Source organism: Francisella-like endosymbiont (genome assembly GCF_003069505.1).
GTDB lineage: Bacteria > Pseudomonadota > Gammaproteobacteria > Francisellales > Francisellaceae > Francisella.
In genome coordinates, this window is sequence record NZ_QAPC01000001.1 from 409,511 (window position 1) to 427,764 (window position 18,254).

Genomic DNA, 18,254 nt, shown 5'->3' on the forward strand with positions numbered 1-18,254 from the left:
TTTATTATGCAAAACAAAAAAGTAATAGTAGGTATATCTGGTGGTGTAGATTCATCAGTTTCGGCTTTGCTCTTGAAACAGCAAGGCTATGATGTAACAGGTGTGTTTATGAAAAACTGGGAGGAAGATGACACGGATGAATTTTGCTCAGCAGAACAAGACATTGCTGATGCTCAAGCTGTCTGTGACTCTATCGGCATACCTTTCAAAAAGATCAACTTTGCTGCAGAATATTGGGATAATGTCTTTGAGCATTTTCTAACAGAATATAAAGCTGGTAGAACACCTAACCCTGATATACTTTGTAATAAGGCAATAAAGTTTAAAGCATTTTTAAATTATGTACATTTACTAGGCGGTAATTATATCGCTACGGGACATTATGCTCGCACAAGAGTAGCTGATGATGGTTCAGTACAGTTAGTTAAGGGTTTGGATGATAATAAGGATCAAACATATTTTTTATATATACTAGGTCAAGAGCAGTTAAGAAAAACAATTTTTCCTATAGGTGGTGTTGAGAAATCTAAAGTGCGAGAAATTGCAAAAGAAAATAATTTTGTGACATTTGATAAAAAAGATAGTACGGGAATTTGTTTTATCGGTGAGCGTAAGTTTAAAGAATTCTTGTCTAAGTATCTACCTGCTCAAAAAGGTGAAATCCACGATGAAAACGGTATCAAGATAGGTATGCATGATGGACTGATGTATTATACAATCGGTCAAAGACAGGGTCTTGGTATAGGTGGTGTAAAAGATCGTCCAGAAATACCGTGGTTTGCGGCAAAAAAAGATTTAGAAAATAATGTCTTGATTACTGTGCAAGGTCATGATCACCCAATGCTGTTTAAGCAGTCACTACAAGCTATAGGACTAAGCTGGGTAGCGGGTATGGCTCCAGCAGCTAAGTTTAGATGTTCGGCCAAAGTTCGCTATAGACAAAAAGATCAAGATTGTGAAGTAGAAGTAAATCATGATGGCTCTGTTAAAGTAATTTTTGATCAGCCACAAAGAGCAATCACACCGGGACAGTCAGTAGTATTTTATGCTGATGATGTTTGTCTAGGTGGTGGAGTAATTATTTAGAACTATTTTTACTTTTTATTTATTGTCACTTGCTAAGGTTGTTTTAGGTTATATCTGCAGTATTAGCTTGTGTAGTTGAAGCAGTTTTTGTAGTAGTCTGTATTGTGCTTACCACTACTAGCGTTATCTTTTTGATTGATAGGAGTTTTTGTTATATTACTAACGCCACTACCACTTTGCTAGTGTAGCTTTTTTATCTTCGTGCTGTTCATTTACTTTTGTTATTAGATCTTTATCTAATGCCGCGACACTACTTACAATCTCTTAGTGAGTATAACCAGTATCTTTTTTACCACTGTCGACAACATCTTTGAGATAGTCATCAACTTCTTTTTTAACATTAGTTTGACTCTTCATAACATTCCTTTGCATGAATTGAGCTTCATGAACAGTATCAATAGTCATGTGTGTATATAAATATTCTGGATCAATAATAAATGGTCTAAGCTTAGTACTATACTCTTTCTCTAAACCAGGAAAATCAACAGTATATGCAACTTTTATGCGTTTCTTACCTTCTTTATCAGTAACAACCATCGCTACCAGATTTGAATCTATTTCATACTCTTTTCTAACAAGGTGATATTGTTGTTTTCTATCAAGGACAATCTGTCTAATCGGAGTTGCATATACTTTTTTAGTTTTAATCGGTTTATTGGCTGTAGTAATACCAGCTTTTTGTAGCTCTGTAATAGCGTAGCTTCCGTAGTTATCTTTAGCAAGTCTAAGATCTATTTCTATCATCTTAGCTAAAACATATTCCCTAAATTCGCGCGCTTGCTTTAATGTAAATGCAAGACAAGTACCAGTATCATCCTTCTGGAAACAGCCATTTCTCTTATCAATTAGCACGAAAAGTTTTTGTGTCTTATCATAATAGAGCTGATAATCAGGAGAGTTTTCACCATGACCTAAATAAACAAATTCGTCGTTAGATAGCATACCACATGATGCTAAAATTATGCTCAGTAATGATATTAAAGATATTTTTTTGAATATATTGCGCATACTAAATTCCATGATTTTACAGTAGTTACAGGACATAATTTTTTCGTAATGCTGCTAAAAAGTAAAGTCTTGATTATATAAAAACAATCAAAAATCAACTCCTAGCATTTCTTGCATTAGTTTTTTATACTTTTTTTCTATCATTTTGCGTTTTAGTGAACCAAGATGATTTAAAAAAGTTATACCATTAAGATGATCTATCTCATGTTGGATACAACGCGCTAAAAAACCATCTTTCTCAATCTCAATTTCGTCACCAAATTCATTAATAGCCTTTATCTTGACTATAGTAGCTCTATTTACTTTTGCAGAAACACCAGGAAATGAAAGACAGCCCTCTTCATCAATTATTTTACCACTTTGCTCAATTATTTGAGGGTTAACGATAGTGATTATTTCAGGATTTTGTTCTTCTAAGTTATCGTACATGATAAAGAATCTTTTTTTAATACCAACTTGTATCGCTGCAAGCCCGACACCGCCAGCTTCGAACATTAGTTCACGCATCTCAACTATGGTTGCGCGTAAATCATCGTTGATTTCATCTTTTGTGACTTCTTTAGCAACCTCTTTTAAAACTGGGTGAGGGTACTTTAGAATTTCTAAAGACATATTTATACTCCTTGTTCTAATATATCTTTTTTCATCCGTGCCATAATTATAGCAGCTTGGACCGAGTATCTACCCTTATGACCTTTTTTGCCACCAACTCTTTCTAATGCTTGCTCTTTGTTATGGGTAGTTAATATACCAAAAATTACTGGTAAATTATATTGATGCATAACTTTTTGTGTGCCATAACTTACTTGATCGCAAACATAATCATAGTGGTCTGTTTCGCCACGGATTATACAACCTAGTAGCACTATTGCATCAAATTCTTTAGTTTCTGCTAGTAGTTTTGCCGCATATGGAAGTTCAACTGCACCAGGGACTTTTTTAATGCAAATCTGACTATCTTTTAAGCCTTGAGCATATACCTCTTCTAAGGCGCCTTCAAGCATTTTTTTAGTTATTAAAGAATTAAATTCACTTACAATGATTGCTAGTTTTCTCATAATTTATGCCTATATTCCTTTAATTGTGTGTTTCATTTTATTTTTTTTAGTCATTAAATAACTTTTGTTGTGAGAGTTGACAAAAGCTTCATAAGCTACAGTTTCCGCTTGTATACCAACTGTTTTAAGAGCAGCGATTTTTTTTGGATTATTAGATATGAGCCTGCAATTATTAACTTTATTATATTTTAGTACTTGAATAGCAAGATCATATTTGCGGGCATCAACAGGCAGGCCCAAAGCAACATTTGCTTCAATTGTATCCATATTCTGGTGCATTTGAAGGTTATAAGCTTTAAGTTTATTTATTAGACCAATGCCGCGACCTTCCTGGTCTAGATATATTAGATAACCACCTTCTTGACTTACCATTTGTATAGATTTTCTTAGTTGAGCTTGGCAGTCACAGCGCAAAGAGCCAAATAAATCACCAGTTATACATGAAGAGTGTATTCTTACTAGCGGCTTTTTACTATCAGCAGCTTTAGAAAGTACAACTACTTTTTCACCATTGAATTTATCTCTATAAACTGTCATTTCAAGCTCACCAACATGATCAAATAGAATGATAGAGCTAGCAGCTTTTTCAATAAAGATTTCTGTAGCTAGGCGATATTGATAGATCTCTGCAATCGTTAAAAGAGGTAAATCATACTTTTTAGTAAATGCTTCTAACTGAGGAGCTTTCATCATTGTGCCATCTTTATTCATAAGCTCACAAAGTACACCAGCACTATTTAAACCACTTAGTTTCATAAGATCAACAGTTGCCTCAGTGTGACCATTTCTACCAAGTACGCCTTTATCATTGGTAATAAGAGGAAATATATGCCCAGGTCTAGCCAGTTCTTCTGCTTTAGCATCAACTTTTGATGCTACTTGTATGGTGTGTGCTCTATCTTTTGCTGATACTCCGGTAGTTACGCCTTCTTTAGCTTCTATAGTTACAGTGAAAGGAGTATTAAAAGTGCTATTATTTTGACCAGCAGCTACCATTGGAGTTAGGTTTAACTGGCAAGCTTTTTTTGAATCCATTGCCAAACAAATGATGCCACTGGTATGCTCAAGCATAAAAGCGATATTTGCTTCTGTAGCTTTTTGACCTGGTAGAATTAGATCGCCTTCATTTTCTCTATCGTAATCATCAAGTATAACTACGGGTTTACCTTGCTTAAGAGTTTGTATGGCATTCTCAATATTACTTTTTATTTGCTTAAACATTTTCTTTAAATCCTTGTATATATTTGTAGATATATTTACCTGTTGCATCAGCCTCAAGATTTACTATAGAACTACTAGTATAGTTTTTTGCTATAGTGACCTCAATAGTATATGGTATCAAAGTCACGGTAAATGAGCCTTTAAGTACATCTATTACAGTTATACTCATACCATCTATAGTTACAAAACCTTTTTTAACTAAGTATTTAAGAAATTCTTTAGAAGCAGAAATTTCAATTAACCATGCGCCACCAACATCATTAATATTTTTGATTTGCCCTGGCTCATCAACATGACCTTGTACCATATGTCCACCAGCATAATCACCATATCGCATTGCAAGTTCAGTATTTACTAGTTGCTTCTTCTTTAGGTTATCAAGGTTGGTTTTTTTAAGTGTTTCTGGTACGGCATCAAAATTTGCTGTTAAATTTTGCTTATCAAGTGCTGTAACAGTAAGACAAGTGCCATTAATTGCGACACTATCTCCAATGTTGCATTGAAGACTATTTTCAAATTCGATACAAAAAGTTTTTAGACTATTTTTAGTTATTATTTTTTTAATTGTTCCTAGTTGTTGAACTATGCCACTAAACATTAAAATTTTCCTTAAAACAAGAGTTTATTATTATATCCTCGCCTACAGAGACTTGATTGAAGCTTAGCTGTTGTTTAGGGTTGTAATCAGCTATTATTACTGGAGCTAAGTATGTATAAAACTCATTAACAAGCTTTTGGCTGATAAAATTATGCAGGGTTTTATTGCCTCCCTCAACAAGTAGACTAGTCATACCCATGTTGCCCATCTTCTCAAGCAGGCTATCTAAACAAAGCTGATTTTGACTTTGTGGTAATAACCAATATTCAATACCAAGCTGGTTAAGCTTGGTTGCTACTTGGGCAGAAATCTTTGAGCAAACAAAAATCGTCTTGGCATTACTTTGATCTAAAACTTGCCAATGATGATTTATAGTTGTGAGATGATTAGATAGTATAAATCTGGTTGGATGTTTTATTTTGTTAATATTTATTCTTACATCAAGAGTTGGATTATCATTAATTAAGGTTTGTTTGCCAATTAAGATAGCATCACAAATATTGCGTAATTGGTGAGTGTATATAAATGCTTGGTGTGAACTTATTTCTTTTTCATCATTACTATTAACATATATTTTACCATCTAACGACATTGCCCATTTTGCATAAACAAAAGGTTTTTTGGTTTTTTGGTAGTGAAAAAATATTTTATTTAATTCTTGTGCTTGTTTCTCTAGCAAACCGATTTCAACTTTTATACCAGCATTTCTAAGTTTGTCGACACCTTTGCCAGCAACTTTTGGGTTTGGATCAAGTGTAGCAATAATTATCTTTTTTATACCAGCATTAATAATAGCATCTGTGCAAGGACCTGTTCTACCTTGGTGACAACAAGGTTCAAGGGTGACATACATAGTAGAATTTCTAGCTTGTGTACCAGCCTTGGCTATGGCATATATTTCGGCATGAGCCTTACCAGCCATAGTATGCCAGCCTTCTGAGACTATAGCGCCATTTTTTACTATTACGCAGCCAACTATTGGATTAGGTGATACTGTGAGTCTACCTCTATTGGCTAGAGTGAGCGCTTGTTGCATATAATATTTATCGATATTTTTCATTTACCCATTTAATTTTACTACAGTTAGGGCAGGGTGAAAGGAGAATTTTTACTACAAAAATACCATAGTCTATAAACCAATATCTACAGCTAGAGTAGTAATAGCTTGGTGATATTTTCCTCAATCTTCTTTCATCCAGACTATAACTGTCGGCTTTGGATTTTCACCAAATCTGCTTGTCCTTTCTATTTTTATTAGAAAGCGCTCGCGGGCTTCTGCTAAAAACAGTTATCGCAGGTAGGGAATTTCGCCCTGCCCTGAAAATTATTTTATTAGTATAGCAAGATGGATTCTAAAAATAAATTATATTAACAGTGTAAAGATTTTATTTAACTGATTAATTAATTAGTTAGTTTTCAAACTAAAATTGTTATAAGACTTTATAAGAAAGTTAAAAATTTGTTCAGTATACTCTTTATTTGTTGATATTGCAGTTATTTCAAGACATTTAAACTTAAGTTTTCTTAAGCTGCTAAAAGCAATTGGTTTAAAGGTAGTTAGTGTTTTAATAATTTATGCTAGTAGTACTGATAAAGTTAGATCCTAAGTTTTTGTAGTGGCAATCCATCTAATTTAGAGATAAAAATTTCTGGAGGGGTTATTGTTCTTTCAATTTAGGAGTAATTATTTTCTTAATATCCCTTAGTTGCTCAATATTTGGTCGTGGCTATTTCAATGCTATTGAATGAGATGTCAATAAAGAAAATCTTTTTAGAGAATAACTTGATTATAACCTGGACAGGGCTAAGAGGAGGAGTCTCAATTACACTAGACTTATCAATACCTTTTGAGCGTAGAATACTTCATATTTTTTCGTTAATATTATATAGCTGTATTACTTTCAATATTTATACAAGGAACCCCTTTTAAATAGCTATTAAAGAAGTTAAGAGCCTGTCCATAATCATACTTATCAGTAATAACCTCAATATATACTCCTTTGGGATGTATGCGTGCTTGTTCTAAAGCTTGAGCTAATTGTGTTTGTGATTTAATTTTGATTGTTAACCAGCCCTTACAACCAAATGCTTCTGGTAATTTGTTATAATTAAGTTGAGCAATATCATTATAGCTAGGGGTGGGATCTAATTCTAGAGCTCTTTCAACGGTAAAGCCATTTATTGTTAACACATATGATAATATGGTTTACATTATATCTACCCATAACACCAATATAATTAAGGGTTAGCTGGTGCGAGCCTTCACCTGTGATTAATATAGTTCTAGAATCAGGTTGTGCTAAGGCAACTCCTAAAGCCGCAGGAGTAGCCCAGCCTATAGAGCCCCATAATGTTTGATTGTGATATTTAGCACTTTTTGTTAGAGGATATTTAACAAAGTTTAGCTCTAAAGTTATATATTTATCAGTTAGTATATATTGCGGGGTTGGGACTTTAGTATACTTGAGTTTATAATCTATAGCAGTTACTTCTTGTATAACCTTGTCTAAATCTAGATTATTGGTAAAGCCAGAAGTATTAAAGTCTGGATATAAAGCATCGTCGAGGTTTATTACGATGACAGCAGCTTCGATAGTTTCTGCAGTTTTTGGATCTGACAATTCACCAGTATAAAAACCTACATAAATTTTATGATGTTCAGATATTACACTTTTATCATGAGGAATTATAGCAAAAGGGATATTTAGCTTTTCGATTAGCTTGATTACTTTATCTGTCAAGCCAAATCTATCAAGTTTAATAGCGGGTAGAGTTACTACTTTTTTAGCTTGTTTAAGTTTAGCAACTATATAATCACAAGCTTTTTGTAATTGCGAGTTATCACTAGTGAGATAATGACAATTAGGACCTATAGGCGTCCTATGACTGGCTTTTACCATCATCTAGGAATATCGAAATATATGCAGTTTTACTCTGTTTAAATGCCTCAGCAATTACGCGATTCATTTCTCTGCTAGCATTATCTAAGTTATAACTGTAAATACCCAAGTAGCTTGAGCTGATATGTTAAAGAAGTTACCAAACTCACCATCACCGAGAGTGTGATGAACTTGCTTCTTTTAGCTCCAGGTACACAAAAAGAGTGGGTGATTCCTAAATTGACAAGTCTTGCAACAACATATTCAGCAACATTAGTAGCATTTTTCTAGTATCAAAAAACTTTTCTTCAGTTATATATTCTTTCCATATTCTCCTTTCTCCTTAAGCAAAACAACTCTCAGTATTGTTTTTATTAAACTTATATTAATTACATATTAATATAAAACAATATTTACCTGAGTTGTGCTGAGAATTTAAAAGTTATTATTTGTTGAAAACATATTTTTCGACTATTTTTCCACCAATTAAATGTTTTTGGATAATTTCTTCTAGGACTTCAGGAGTGCAGGAGTGATACCAGACATTATCAGGATGAACTGCCACTATGGGTCCATTTTGACAGATCCTTAGACAGTATGTTTTTGTTCTATAAATATGGCCATTTTGTGATAAATTTAACTCTTGGAGTCTCTTTTTAAAGTATTCCCATGCTTTTAGTGAAATATCTTCGGTACAGCATTTTTGCTTTTTTGGTCGCAGCATAAGAAGATATGTTTTTGGATATTGTTTAAGCCTAAGTTTGTCACTTTGGCATCTAATGTTACTACCATTATATTAATTATCCCTATGATTTTTTGCTAAAAGATTTAAAATTGTTGGTGAAATATTAACAAATATGGAGATAAAATGGAAAATAACATTTCCAATACAACACTAGAAAAATTAGCTCAAGCTTATCTAAAAGATATTAAGAGTAAGAGACGTTGGTGCTTTGTCACGCGATTAATAATTATCTTAATAGCCCTGTTACTGATATTTGGTGGTTTATTTAGTTCATCTAAAGAATTGGCGCCGCACATAGCTCTAGTAAAAGTTAATGGAATAATTGCTGAGGATGCCGAAGCTAATGCGGAGAGGATCAATCAAAGCCTTGATGATGCTTATGCAAATAAATTAGTAAAAGGTGTAATCGTTGAGATAAATAGTCCTGGAGGATCACCTGTACAGTCTGATGAGATATACTCTCATATGCAATACTTACAGCATAAATATCCAAGTATCCCTATGTATGCTGTATGTACTGATGTTTGTGCTAGTGGGGGTTATTATATTGCTGCTGGAGCAAAAGACATTTATGCTAATAAGATGACAATAGTTGGTTCAATAGGAATTATCGGTAGTGGTTTTGGTTTTACAGGACTTATGGATAAGTTAGGTATTGAGCGTAGAACATACATCTCAGGAAAAACTAAGGATTTCTTAGATCAGTTCTCTCCACAAAAGCTGCAACAGACAGAACAATTTAAAAAACTTCTTGGTGAAACTCATCAGGTATTTATAGCAGCAGTTGAGAACTCTAGAGGTGATAGGCTAAAAGATAAGACTATGGATACAACCTTCTCAGGCGAACCTTTTAGTGGTATTCAAGCAAAACAAATGGGTTTGATAGATGGTTTTGCTTCGGTTAATCAACTTAGGCGTGAAAAGTTCAATAATATTAATATCATCAACTATACTCAACCACTGGGTTTTTTAACAGCAGTATCACAGAAATTAGGCAATAGTGTTTATTATAAGGCCATCTCAGAAACTAGCTTTAGCCTAAAATAATTATTTTAACTGTTGAAACACACAATAACCATGATTATAATCGATATTGTACTATGTGTTATAACTAAACAAACAAGGAAGAAAAATTATGAGAAAAACTATACTAGGAGCAATAATCTCTGGTGGTTTAATGGTATCTGCAACTACAGCTATGGCTGGTGGCGTAGGTTTTGCTAATATGCAAGATATCTTTGAGACTTCTCCTCTTGGTAAAGCAAAAGTAACAGCTGATGAGAAAAAACTTAAGCCACAAATGGATCAACTTAAGCAAAACATCACTACTTTACAAGAAAAAGTAAATGTATACACACAAGAAAAAGATGATGTTCAAACAGATGATTCTAAGGGTGATACAAAATATACTCAAGCTACAGATAAGGTAGAAAATCAAGATAAGCAACAAGCTCAAGCAGATCTTGAAAAAGCTATGAAAGACTACCAAAATCTAATGAATCAAGTTCAAAAAATGGCTTCTGATGATGCTGATGCATTTAAAGATGCTCTAACTAAAGCTTCTGCACAAGTTGCTAAAGAGAAGCAGTTGGATGCTATTTTGCCTGCTGAAATGAGCCTATATAATGTTGATAGTATCGATGTTACTAAAGACGTTATAGCTAAGATGCAATAATTTTTTCAAAACAATATTCAATAGATATAAAAAATAATTAAACAAAGACTACGATTATGGAAAATTTAGGCTATTTTGTATCACAAAATTTACTGTTTTGTTTATCTTTTATTTTGCTGTTAGCTATTTACATACTTTTTGAGCTGACTCAAACTAAAAAAGCGCAATTTACTTTATCTGTTGCTGATGCTGTAATCACTGTCAATAAAGGCAGAGGTGTTTATCTAGATGTACGCGATCAGGAGAGTTTTAGTGAGGCACATATTATTGGTGCACAAAACATTCAGTTTGACGAAATCACAATAAAGCACAATAAGCTTTCTAAATATAAAGCTAAGCCAATAGTTGTATATGGAGATAATGCCGAAAAAGCTATGCAACAGTTGCATAAGGAAGGTTTTGAGCAGGTTTTTGTACTTAAAGGTGGCTTAGCAGCATGGTTACAAGCTAGTTACCCAGTTAAATCATTGTTAAAATAAAATTTATAAAAAAATATTAAGGATCATAAGTATGGATCAGCAAGCACAACCTCAATTTCAAATCCAAAAAGTATATGTAAAAGACCTTTCTTTCTCTATTCCAAATTCTGATAAGATATGGACTACAAATTGGAAACCTAAACTTCATACAGATCTAAAAGTTGAGGCTACTAAACTTCCAGAAGAGAACACTTATGAAACAGTTTTAACACTTGAAGTTAAGGTTGAGAATGATGGTATGGTTGCTTTTGAGGCAGAGGTTAAACAGGCGGGTATTTTTACAGTTGCTAATATGCAAGAAGCTCAAATTGAGCACGCTAAAAAAGCATTTTGTCCAAATATTCTTTACCATTATGCGCGTGAAGCAATTTCAGATTTAGTGATTAGTGGTGGATTCCCGCAACTATGTTTATCTGCAGTAAATTTTGATGCGATGTATCAAGACTCATTGAAAGAGTCAGCAGATAACAAACAACACTAAGAAATTAATGGGAGTTAGCCAATATGAGTAAAGAAAAAGCTCTAGAATCAGCCTTATCACAAATTGAGAAACAATTTGGTAAAGGCTCTATCATGAGGCTAGGTGATCAAGAAGCTGCTCATGATATTGATGTTATACCTTCGGGTGTTATTGCTCTTGATGTAGCACTAGGAATAGGTGGATATCCAAAAGGTCGAATTATTGAGATATATGGACATGAATCATCAGGTAAAACAACACTGACGCTTTTAGCTATTGCACAGTGCCAAAAGCAAGGTGGTACAGCTGCCTTTGTTGATGCTGAGCATGCGCTAGATCCAAAATATGCTAAGCTTTTAGGTGTCGATGTTGATAATCTGATTGTGTCACAGCCAGATACAGGTGAGCAAGCTTTAGAGATTGCTGATATGCTAGTGCGTTCTGGAGGAGTTGATATTGTGGTAATTGACTCCGTTGCGGCGCTCACACCAAAAGCTGAGATTGAAGGTGATATGGGTGACTCACATATGGGCTTACAAGCAAGATTAATGTCACAAGCACTAAGAAAGCTTACGGCGAATATTAAACGTTCAAATACACTATTAATATTCATCAACCAAATTCGTATGAAAATTGGTGTGATATTTGGTAACCCTGAAACTACAACTGGTGGTAATGCACTTAAATTTTACTCTTCGGTAAGACTTGAAGTTAGAAAAGGAGGCAGTATTAAAGATGGTGTAGATGTCAGTGGTAATGAGATAAAAGTTAAAATTGTTAAAAACAAAGTTGCACCGCCTTTCAAACAAGCTGACTTTGAGCTTATTTATGGTGAAGGTATTTCTCTTGAGGCTGAACTTATTAATTTAGGTGCTAAGTATGACATTATTGAGAAATCTGGTGCTTGGTATAGCTATAAAGGCAAAAAGATTGGTCAAGGTAAAGAAAAGTCAAAAGAGTATTTAAAAGAACATACTGCTGAACGTGATGAAATTGAAAGAACTATTTTAGAACTTTTGCTACCAAATAAATACGCTAACAAAGATGCTAATGACAATTCTAAAGAAGATTCTAAAACCAAAGTTACAGTAAATCCAACAGCTACTCAAAATGAGTTTATCTAAAGAAAAAAACTATCTTCTTTATTTACTTGCAAAGCAAGATTATTCACGCAAACAACTTTTTGATAAACTTACTTCACGCGACAATATCTCTATAACTGAGGTTAATAATCTTTTAGATGAATTTGAGCAAAATAAATGGCTATCTGATGAAAGGTTTGCGCGTATCTTTATAAATAGTGAAATTGCCAAGTTTAGAGGTAAAAAACGTGTTATAAACACAGCAGTTTATCAAAAAGGTTTACCACTAGGGCTGGTTGAAAGTTGTCTTGAGGGTCAAGAAGTAGATTGGTTTGAGCTCTGTAAGCAATGCTTGAATAAAAAGTATAAAGATATCAATAAATTACAAGCAGATTTTAAGCTTAAGCAAAAAGCTATAAATTACTTGATATATAATGGTTTTGACTTTGATGAGATAAACTTTGCCCTTAGCAAAGCTAGTCAAATTTGAGTAGTTCAAAAGTATATGATTAGTTGGGTTTGTGGCTTTTGATGATAATTTCTTAAGCTGTTTTTTATAAAAAAATAGCAAAAAATTATTTGAAATACTTATAACAACAGCATTTTTACTGTAAGCTGTAATACTAGTAGCTATAAAAAATATAGGAGTTAAAAATGGCTAAAGGAACTGTAAATAAGGTTATTTTGCTAGGTAGATTAGGTAATGATCCAGAAGTTAGAACTACACAAAATGGTACTGTTGTAGCAACTTTAAGTATTGCAACTAACGACGGTATGGGAGAGAATATAACTACAGAATGGCATAGAGTTGTTATATTTGGTAAATCTGCTGAGACTATCCAAAGGTATGCAAATAAGGGCACACAGATTTTTGTCGAAGGTCGATTACGCACGAATAAGTGGCAAGATAAAAACGGTAATATGCAATATACAACTGAAGTAGTTGCGAGCAATTTTCAATTTATCGGTAGTGGTAGTTCTCAAGGCGGAGCAAATTACCAAAATACACCAAGTTTTAATCAGCAACCATCGAGACAAGATAATATGCCTGATTTTGCAGAAATTAATTCATCTAACTTTGATGATGATATTCCATTCTAGTTTTTGACAAAATACTCATTACTAAAAACACTATACCAAGGTGTCACTATTTTCTAGATTATTATATAATATCTTTATTTCTTATTTAATTTCTTAGTCTAGATATGTCTGAAATATTAGTATTAAACTGTGGTAGTTCCTCGGTTAAGTTTGCGCTTATAAATCCACATACTTCAGAATCCTTAGTTATAGGTTTTGCAGAAAATATTGCTACTAAAAATTGTAAAGTAGTTTTTAAATCTGAACATAAAGTTGAAAAGCATCTTGAAAATGGTCGCTACAAAGATGTATTTGAAATGCTCAAAGGTTTTTTGGTAGAAAATAATCATTTAGAAAAAATAGTTGCAATTGGACATAGGGTAGTTCATGGTGGACAGTATTTTTCTAAATCTGTAGTGATAAATACCGATTCATTAGAAAAAATAAAAGCGTGTATTCCGTTAGCTCCATTACATAATCCAGCGCATATTGAGGGCATAACATTTTGCCAGCAAATATTTCCAGAATTACTTCAGGTAGCTGTGTTTGATACGGCATTTCATCAAACCATGCCAAGTTATATTGCAGAGTATGCAATACCTTATGAGCTGACACACAAGCATAATATTCGTAAATATGGCGCACATGGTACTTCACATAAATATGTCTCACAGCAGGCAAGAAAGGTCCTAGCTCAAGAAAAAGCCAATGTCATAGTAGCGCATTTAGGTAATGGCTGTAGTATTACAGCTGTTGTTGATGGTAAAAGTGTAGATACGAGTATGGGGCTTACCCCTTTAGATGGCCTTGTAATGGGAACTCGCTCAGGTTGTATAGATCCTAGTATTTTTGCATATATATCTGATAACCTTGGATGGAGTATCACAGAAATTACAAATATGCTAAACAAGCAAAGTGGTCTACTAGGTATTTGCGGTCATAGTGATATGCGTGAAGTTTCACAACTTGCTGCTAAAGATAATAATTTAGCACAATTAGCGATAGAGATCTTTTGCCATAGAGTGGCAAAGTTTGTTGCTAGTTATATGATTTATTTTAATAAGTTAGATGCTTTAGTATTTACAGGAGGTATTGGTGAGAATGCCACTAATATCCGTGAGAATATTATTGCTAAGTTAACAAATCTTGGTTTTGAGATAGATCACCAAAAAAACACTAATTCTGAGACATTCATAAATAGCAAAAATAGCCATAATATAATGGTAATAGCGACTAATGAAGAGCTTATGATTGCTCAAGAAACACAAAATTTAATATAAGAGTTTACTATGAAAAAATCTATATTTATTCTTCCAACTTCAAAACATGCCGGTTTACGCTTATTAGCAAGTAGTATGGTATACGCATTACAGCAAAAAGGATTAAAAGTTCGCTCATTCCATCCTATTTATGATATGTAAATGAGTATCGAGAACATACAGGAGTACTTACTTAATAATCGTGTTAAGGATTATGTTGAGATTGTTTTAAATAAGTTTTATCAAAAATCACAAGATTTTGATTTTGTAACAATCTCTGGCCTATTTAGACAGGGTAATAATGCTCATAAACTATACGCAATAAATGCTATTGTTGATGAGTTAAATACAGAAATTATTAAAGCTTTAAGCTCAGAAGTAATTATAACTTCATATCATGGTAACAAGCCACTAATTGATATCAATGATGAGCTAGATTATGCAATGCGTAGTTTACCAAAACAAATTAATATCATTGGGGTGGTAATCACAAAATTAAATGCGCCATACGAAGATGATGGTAGAGTAAGTTTTAGTTTAACAGATGAGGATATTTCGTCAGAGCAACAGCAGCAAGTAACTATAGACATACTCAGAGAATTACCAGTCTTTGCACAAAAAGGTCTAAGTCTGATAGGTGTTGTAGAGTGGCGGCAAGAAAAAATTTCACCACGTATATTGGATATTAAAAATATTCTTAAATTAAATCTTATATCAAGAGTAAGCTTAGAAGCGCGTGTTGACAGAGTTATGATGTGCTCAGGAGGGATTGATAACTTTATTAATGATTTAACACCAAACTCTTTAGTGATAACATCTGCTGATAGGTCTGATATTCTCGTTACAGTATGCTTAGCTGCAAAAAATGGTATGAAAATTGCTGGGATTTTGCTAACTGCCGAAGAATATCTTAATGATAAAGTTATAGAGTTTTGTGTTGAAACTGCTGAAAAAGCTGGCCTAGCAATTCTTACTACTAAAAATAAAAGTGTCAAAACTATTTTAAGAATTGCTAATATTGATCTGATAGGTGTACCTCTTGATGATAAAGAGCGTATTCAGAGGGTCAAAGAGGTTATTTGTAACTCAATAGATAGAAATAAAATAATTAGTGCCATTACAGCAGATGTTCTTGGGCATCAGGTGATGTCGCCACCAGCATTCAGGTATCATCTATTAAAAATGGCAACAAAAGCTAAAAAAAGAATTATCTTACCAGAGAGTTATGAGCCAAGAACCTTGCAAGCTGCAAAAAACTGTTATGAGCAAGGTCTTGCTGAATGTGTGCTTATAGGTGATGGAGAGAAAATCCATAAAGTAGCAGAGATGAATGGTTTTAGTTTTCCTGAGGATATACAAGTTGTCAATATTGATGATCAAGCTGAGACAAAATATCTAAATACGTTAATGAGTCTTAGAAAACATAAAGGCTTATCTGAAAGTATGGCTAGAGATGCTCTTAAAAACCCTATAGTAGTGGCAACACTTATGCTTTATCTTGGTGAGGTTGATGGACTAGTTTCAGGTGCTGAGCATACTACAGCAGATGTACTTAGACCAGCATTACAGCTAATTAAGACTAAGCCAAACTCTTCGTTAGTGTCATCAGTATTTTTTATGTGCATGCCTGATGAGGTGGTAGTGTTTGGTGACTGTGCTGTAAATCAGGATCCTACAGCCGAGCAGCTTGTCGATATAGCAATCCAAAGTGCTGAATCTGCAAAGAAATTTGGTATTAAACCATGTGTTGCAATGATTAGCTATAGTACAGGCTCATCAGGCTCAGGTGTGCAAGTTGAAAAGGTACGCACTGCTACAGAGCTACTTAGACAAAAAACTCCAGAGTTATTGGTTGATGGTCAACTTCAATATGATGCCGCGATGATAGAAAGTGTAGCTAAGAAAAAAGCTCCAGATAGTCCAGTTGCAGGTAGAGCAACAGTATTAATTTTTCCAGATTTAAATACTGGTAATACAGTATACAAAGCAGTCCAAAGAAGCGCTAATGTCTTAAGCATAGGACCAGTGTTGCAAGGCATTAATAAACCTGTAAATGATCTTTCAAGAGGGGCAACGGTTGATGATATAACATATACAATTGCAATTACAGCTATTCAAGCAATATAAATTTAGGAGTATTTATGTCCAATAACCTTTTAAACAAAGTAATAAGTAAATATTCTTTTGCTGGTAATAGAAGCTTTATGGTAGTTAATCCTGCAACTAATCAAGTTATATGTAATCTTGAAGAAAAATCAGCCCAATATGTTGAAGATAGTATCCTAGTTTCAAAACATGCTCAAAACGCCTTTAGGAATAAGCTTGCTGCTGAAAAATCAAAGCTTTTAGCAAGGTGGTATGATTTAGTTATAAATAATATTGATGATTTAGCAGAGATTATCACACTAGAAAGTGGCAAGCCACTAGCCGAGGCAAAAGTCGAAGTTCAATATGGAGCAAATTTTATTCAATGGTATGCTGAGAAAGCCAAAAGAATAGATTCACGCGTTTTTGATCCTAATATTAGTAATGCTGAAGGTAGAGTTGATTATTATCCTGTTGGTGTGGTTGCGGCAATTACTCCTTGGAACTTCCCGTTTGCGATGATTACTCGTAAAGCGGCTCCAGCATTAGCTGTTGGTTGTAGTGTTATACTTAAGCCATCAGAGCTAACTCCTCTTACAGCTCTTGCAGCTAGAGAGCTTTTTATCGCTACTGGAGCTGCTGAGAATCTTTTGCAGGTAATTTGTGGTGATTCAAGCATCATTGGCAAAGAACTACAAAAAAGTAGTTTGGTCAGAAAAATAACTTTTACCGGATCTACAAGAGTTGGTAAGCTACTAATCCAACAAGCAGCAGAAACTGTCAAAAAGATTTCATTAGAACTAGGTGGCAATGCACCATTTATAGTCTTTGAGAATGCTAATCTAGAAAAAGCTATAGATGGTCTTATCGCAGCTAAGATTAGAAATGCCGGTCAGGTATGTATAGCACCAAATCGGGTCTTTGTGCATAATTCTATCAACAGAAAGTTTATCACGAGATTAAAAACAGCACTTGTGAGTCTCAAGCAAGGAAACGGTTTGGGTACTGATGTTAAAATAGGTCCTTTAATTAATAAAGCAGCAGTTGAGAAAGTACAACAGCATGTAGATGATGCTTTAGCAAAAGGAGCTAAGTTAGTATGTGGTGGTAGGATAAACCCAGAATTAGGTGGAAATTTCTATGAAGCTACTATTTTAGCTGATATGCAAGATACCATGGTTGCAAGTTGTGAAGAAACTTTTGGCCCTATTATTGCTATTTTTGGTTTTGATTCTGAAGATGAGGTTATCCAACGAGCAAATAATACAAAATATGGTTTAGCAAGCTATTTCTTTAGTAATGATATCAATCAAATTAGAAGAGTTAGAAATGCTTTAGCATATGGTATGATTGGTATAAACACAGGATCGATATCAAATGAAAAAGCACCTTTTGGTGGTATCAAAGAGTCAGGACTTGGTAGAGAAGGTTCTGATGATGGTATTTATGAGTTTCTTGAACCTAAGTATAGTTTACAGGTTTTTGGTTAGTTAATTAAATTAAAAAGGTATTTAAGGGATTATTTTGTGTATTAAGTCA

General features: G+C 33.8%; 15 protein-coding genes, 4 pseudogenes and 1 riboswitch. Of the genes and pseudogenes, 11 read left to right on the top strand and 8 right to left on the bottom strand.

Annotated elements, in window-relative coordinates; all coding sequences use genetic code 11:
* The first annotated feature begins 6 nt into the window (after positions 1–6).
* Positions 7–1,086, top strand: coding sequence for a tRNA 2-thiouridine(34) synthase MnmA (gene mnmA / locus C9379_RS02340; RefSeq protein ID WP_343377507.1), 1,080 nt, complete (start codon positions 7–9; stop codon positions 1,084–1,086).
* A gap of 15 nt (positions 1,087–1,101) precedes the next feature.
* On the opposite strand, the pseudogene C9379_RS02345 reads toward mnmA, so the two are convergent.
* The 8 genes and pseudogenes from C9379_RS02345 to C9379_RS02380 form a co-directional block, all read right to left on the bottom strand.
* Positions 1,102–2,106 (bottom strand): annotated as a pseudogene (locus tag C9379_RS02345) (FTN_0109 family protein).
* 75 nt (positions 2,107–2,181) lie between these two features.
* Positions 2,182–2,706, bottom strand: a complete 525-nt coding sequence (gene def, locus C9379_RS02350) for a peptide deformylase (protein WP_318263311.1) — start codon at positions 2,704–2,706, stop codon at positions 2,182–2,184.
* A gap of 2 nt (positions 2,707–2,708) precedes the next feature.
* A complete protein-coding gene (gene ribH, locus C9379_RS02355; RefSeq protein WP_143384777.1) occupies positions 2,709–3,152 on the bottom strand; it encodes a 6,7-dimethyl-8-ribityllumazine synthase in 444 nt (147 codons plus the stop codon).
* A 9-nt stretch (positions 3,153–3,161) separates the two neighbouring features.
* Positions 3,162–4,373 carry a 3,4-dihydroxy-2-butanone-4-phosphate synthase gene (ribB, locus tag C9379_RS02360; protein ID WP_143384778.1) on the bottom strand — a complete coding sequence of 404 codons (1,212 nt, stop codon included), beginning with the start codon at positions 4,371–4,373 and terminating at the stop codon, positions 3,162–3,164.
* A complete protein-coding gene (locus C9379_RS02365) occupies positions 4,366–4,971 on the bottom strand; it encodes a riboflavin synthase (protein WP_143384779.1) in 606 nt (201 codons plus the stop codon). The genes ribB and C9379_RS02365 overlap by 8 nt, the downstream gene beginning before the upstream one ends.
* Positions 4,964–6,031: a bifunctional diaminohydroxyphosphoribosylaminopyrimidine deaminase/5-amino-6-(5-phosphoribosylamino)uracil reductase RibD gene (ribD, locus tag C9379_RS02370; protein ID WP_143384780.1), complete on the bottom strand. Its 1,068-nt coding sequence runs from the start codon at positions 6,029–6,031 to the stop codon at positions 4,964–4,966. Before ribD ends, C9379_RS02365 begins: the two co-directional genes overlap by 8 nt.
* A gap of 119 nt (positions 6,032–6,150) precedes the next feature.
* Positions 6,151–6,300, bottom strand: a riboswitch (FMN riboswitch).
* Positions 6,301–6,853: 553 nt separating this feature from the next.
* Positions 6,854–8,181: pseudogene (locus C9379_RS02375) on the bottom strand (thiamine pyrophosphate-dependent enzyme).
* A 114-nt stretch (positions 8,182–8,295) separates the two neighbouring features.
* Positions 8,296–8,642 (bottom strand): annotated as a pseudogene (locus tag C9379_RS02380) ((2Fe-2S) ferredoxin domain-containing protein).
* A 76-nt stretch (positions 8,643–8,718) separates the two neighbouring features.
* Here C9379_RS02380 and C9379_RS02385 point away from each other — a divergent pair.
* From C9379_RS02385 to C9379_RS02430, 10 genes and pseudogenes are all read left to right on the top strand, one after another.
* Positions 8,719–9,642, top strand: a complete 924-nt coding sequence (locus C9379_RS02385) for a S49 family peptidase (protein WP_143384781.1) — start codon at positions 8,719–8,721, stop codon at positions 9,640–9,642.
* 88 nt (positions 9,643–9,730) lie between these two features.
* Complete coding sequence (locus C9379_RS02390; protein WP_143384782.1) at positions 9,731–10,270, top strand: OmpH family outer membrane protein; 540 nt, start codon at positions 9,731–9,733, stop codon at positions 10,268–10,270.
* Positions 10,271–10,326: 56 nt separating this feature from the next.
* The gene (locus C9379_RS02395) at positions 10,327–10,749 is read left to right on the top strand and encodes a rhodanese-like domain-containing protein (protein WP_143384783.1); all 423 of its coding nucleotides are present in this window, start codon (positions 10,327–10,329) and stop codon (positions 10,747–10,749) included.
* A 31-nt stretch (positions 10,750–10,780) separates the two neighbouring features.
* Entirely contained in the window at positions 10,781–11,230 is a 450-nt protein-coding gene (secB, locus tag C9379_RS02400; RefSeq protein WP_143384784.1) for a protein-export chaperone SecB, read from the top strand.
* 23 nt (positions 11,231–11,253) lie between these two features.
* On the top strand, positions 11,254–12,333 hold the full coding sequence (gene recA, locus C9379_RS02405; protein ID WP_143384785.1) for a recombinase RecA: 1,080 nt from the start codon (positions 11,254–11,256) through the stop codon (positions 12,331–12,333).
* Positions 12,320–12,781 (top strand): regulatory protein RecX, encoded by a 462-nt coding sequence (locus C9379_RS02410; RefSeq protein ID WP_143384786.1) that lies wholly within the window; start codon positions 12,320–12,322, stop codon positions 12,779–12,781. The genes recA and C9379_RS02410 overlap by 14 nt, the downstream gene beginning before the upstream one ends.
* A 164-nt stretch (positions 12,782–12,945) precedes the next feature.
* On the top strand, positions 12,946–13,392 hold the full coding sequence (locus C9379_RS02415) for a single-stranded DNA-binding protein (protein ID WP_143384787.1): 447 nt from the start codon (positions 12,946–12,948) through the stop codon (positions 13,390–13,392).
* 104 nt (positions 13,393–13,496) lie between these two features.
* A complete protein-coding gene (locus C9379_RS02420) occupies positions 13,497–14,651 on the top strand; it encodes an acetate/propionate family kinase (RefSeq protein WP_143384788.1) in 1,155 nt (384 codons plus the stop codon).
* Between the two features lie 9 nt (positions 14,652–14,660).
* A pseudogene (gene pta, locus C9379_RS02425) lies at positions 14,661–16,757 on the top strand (phosphate acetyltransferase).
* 14 nt (positions 16,758–16,771) lie between these two features.
* Positions 16,772–18,205, top strand: a complete 1,434-nt coding sequence (locus C9379_RS02430) for an NAD-dependent succinate-semialdehyde dehydrogenase (RefSeq protein ID WP_143384789.1) — start codon at positions 16,772–16,774, stop codon at positions 18,203–18,205.
* Positions 18,206–18,254 lie beyond the last annotated feature (49 nt).

Excerpts from the sequence above, each read along its gene's own strand:
- secB (WP_143384784.1), top strand. The coding sequence starts at position 10,781 with ATGGATCAGCAAGCACAACCTCAATTTCAAATCCAAAAAGTATATGTA.
- C9379_RS02410 (WP_143384786.1), top strand. The coding sequence starts at position 12,320 with ATGAGTTTATCTAAAGAAAAAAACTATCTTCTTTATTTACTTGCAAAG.
- mnmA (WP_343377507.1), top strand. The coding sequence starts at position 7 with ATGCAAAACAAAAAAGTAATAGTAGGTATATCTGGTGGTGTAGATTCA.
- ribB (WP_143384778.1), bottom strand. The coding sequence starts at position 4,373 with ATGTTTAAGCAAATAAAAAGTAATATTGAGAATGCCATACAAACTCTT.
- ribD (WP_143384780.1), bottom strand. The coding sequence starts at position 6,031 with ATGAAAAATATCGATAAATATTATATGCAACAAGCGCTCACTCTAGCC.
- C9379_RS02430 (WP_143384789.1), top strand. The coding sequence starts at position 16,772 with ATGTCCAATAACCTTTTAAACAAAGTAATAAGTAAATATTCTTTTGCT.
- recA (WP_143384785.1), top strand. The coding sequence starts at position 11,254 with ATGAGTAAAGAAAAAGCTCTAGAATCAGCCTTATCACAAATTGAGAAA.
- def (WP_318263311.1), bottom strand. The coding sequence starts at position 2,706 with ATGTCTTTAGAAATTCTAAAGTACCCTCACCCAGTTTTAAAAGAGGTT.
- C9379_RS02415 (WP_143384787.1), top strand. The coding sequence starts at position 12,946 with ATGGCTAAAGGAACTGTAAATAAGGTTATTTTGCTAGGTAGATTAGGT.
- ribH (WP_143384777.1), bottom strand. The coding sequence starts at position 3,152 with ATGAGAAAACTAGCAATCATTGTAAGTGAATTTAATTCTTTAATAACT.
- C9379_RS02420 (WP_143384788.1), top strand. The coding sequence starts at position 13,497 with ATGTCTGAAATATTAGTATTAAACTGTGGTAGTTCCTCGGTTAAGTTT.
- C9379_RS02390 (WP_143384782.1), top strand. The coding sequence starts at position 9,731 with ATGAGAAAAACTATACTAGGAGCAATAATCTCTGGTGGTTTAATGGTA.
- C9379_RS02385 (WP_143384781.1), top strand. The coding sequence starts at position 8,719 with ATGGAAAATAACATTTCCAATACAACACTAGAAAAATTAGCTCAAGCT.
- C9379_RS02365 (WP_143384779.1), bottom strand. The coding sequence starts at position 4,971 with ATGTTTAGTGGCATAGTTCAACAACTAGGAACAATTAAAAAAATAATA.
- C9379_RS02395 (WP_143384783.1), top strand. The coding sequence starts at position 10,327 with ATGGAAAATTTAGGCTATTTTGTATCACAAAATTTACTGTTTTGTTTA.